Genomic DNA, 1,304 nt, shown 5'->3' with positions numbered 1-1,304 from the left:
GCCTCGACCAGCAGCCGGAACGCGGCCAGACGGGTGGCATGACCCAGGGCGGTCAGGGCGGCGATTGCGGGTTTTGTTTCCATGCTTCTAGAATAGTCGAATGAATAAGCTGACCACCAGTCCCCCGTTGCCAAACCTGATCCCGGCCTCGTTGCCGCTGCCCGACCACGCTTTGCTGGGCGTCGAACGCGCCGGGCCGCCGCGCATCCTGCTGCTGTATGGCTCGCTGCGCCCGCAGTCCTTCAGTCGCAAGCTGGCGCTGGAGGCCGAGCGTCTGCTGCGTCACCTGGGCTGCGAGACCCGGGTGTTCGATCCGCACGCGCTGCCGATGCTCGACAGCGTCGGCAAGGACCACCCGGAAGTGCAGCGGTTGCGCGAGTGGTCGCAGTGGGCCGAAGGGCATGTCTGGGTGAGCCCGGAGCGGCATGGCACCGTCACCGGCGTGTTCAAGAACCAGATCGACTGGCTGCCGCTGGAAGATGGCAGCGTGCGCCCGACCCAGGGCAAGACCCTGGCGGTGATGCAGGTGTGCGGCGGTTCGCAGTCGTTCAACACGGTCAATACGCTGCGCGTGCTGGGCCGCTGGATGCGCATGCTGACCATCCCCAACCAGTCCTCGGTGGCCAAGGCCTGGCAGGAGTTCGACGAGGACGGACGGATGAAGCCCTCGCCGTTCTATGACCGGGTGGTGGACGTGGTCGAGGAGCTGGTCAAGTTCACCCTGCTCACGCGCGGCCGGGCGGACTATCTGGTAGACCGCTACAGCGAGCGCAAGGGCGACCTTCAGGCCGCCGCACTCGCCGCCGCGTCCGGCGCGGTCGCGCCGCGCTGACCCGGTCGAACCGTCGATCCCATGACCGGGCAGTACGACCTGCCGATCGCACAGGGGGAAAGTGGTTGCAGGGCGCACAGCTGGGCGCACAAGCCTCCGCCAGCGGGCGTGCTGGAGAGGAGAAGCCGGTTCGCACGAATGGCGGCACGAGGCAGCGCCGGTGTGTCTACAGCGACCGATGACGATGGCAGTCGAAGTCGCACGGGGTATGCCGGCGACGGCTGCGGCGGGCCGAGAATCGGTGTTTATCCCGATGCGACATCGCATCGTGGCCGGCAGTATCCCGAGGGTGGTTGTGGACGTATCGGCACCGCCTGCAGCGCCGCTGGGGCGGCGGGCTTGCTGTAACGTGGCCGCCGACGCGGTAATTCTCTGGCTGGAGGTCGTTGAACGATGAAGTGCTGGTCCCTGCTTTTACTTGCCTTGGCTGCCGGCAACGCGGCGGCGGTTGCCGACAGCGCAGAGCCGCGGC

The 1,304-nt window shown here is 67.4% G+C and carries 1 protein-coding gene and 1 pseudogene; one reads left to right on the top strand and one right to left on the bottom strand.

The window, feature by feature from the left end; translation table 11 throughout:
• Positions 1-83, bottom strand: a pseudogene (locus tag JCM9942_RS20555) (transcriptional regulator); the annotation flags it as partial.
• A 17-nt stretch (positions 84-100) separates the two neighbouring features.
• On the opposite strand from JCM9942_RS20555, the gene arsH reads away from it, so the two are divergent.
• Complete coding sequence (gene arsH / locus JCM9942_RS16215) at positions 101-832, top strand: arsenical resistance protein ArsH (RefSeq protein ID WP_054660886.1); 732 nt, start codon at positions 101-103, stop codon at positions 830-832.
• Positions 833-1,304: the final 472 nt, after the last annotated feature.

This window comes from Stenotrophomonas pictorum JCM 9942 (assembly GCF_001310775.1).
Classification (GTDB): Bacteria; Pseudomonadota; Gammaproteobacteria; order Xanthomonadales; family Xanthomonadaceae; genus Stenotrophomonas; species Stenotrophomonas pictorum.
This window is presented reverse-complemented; position numbering and strand designations above follow the sequence as displayed.

Excerpts from the sequence above, each read along its gene's own strand:
- arsH (WP_054660886.1), top strand. The coding sequence starts at position 101 with ATGAATAAGCTGACCACCAGTCCCCCGTTGCCAAACCTGATCCCGGCC.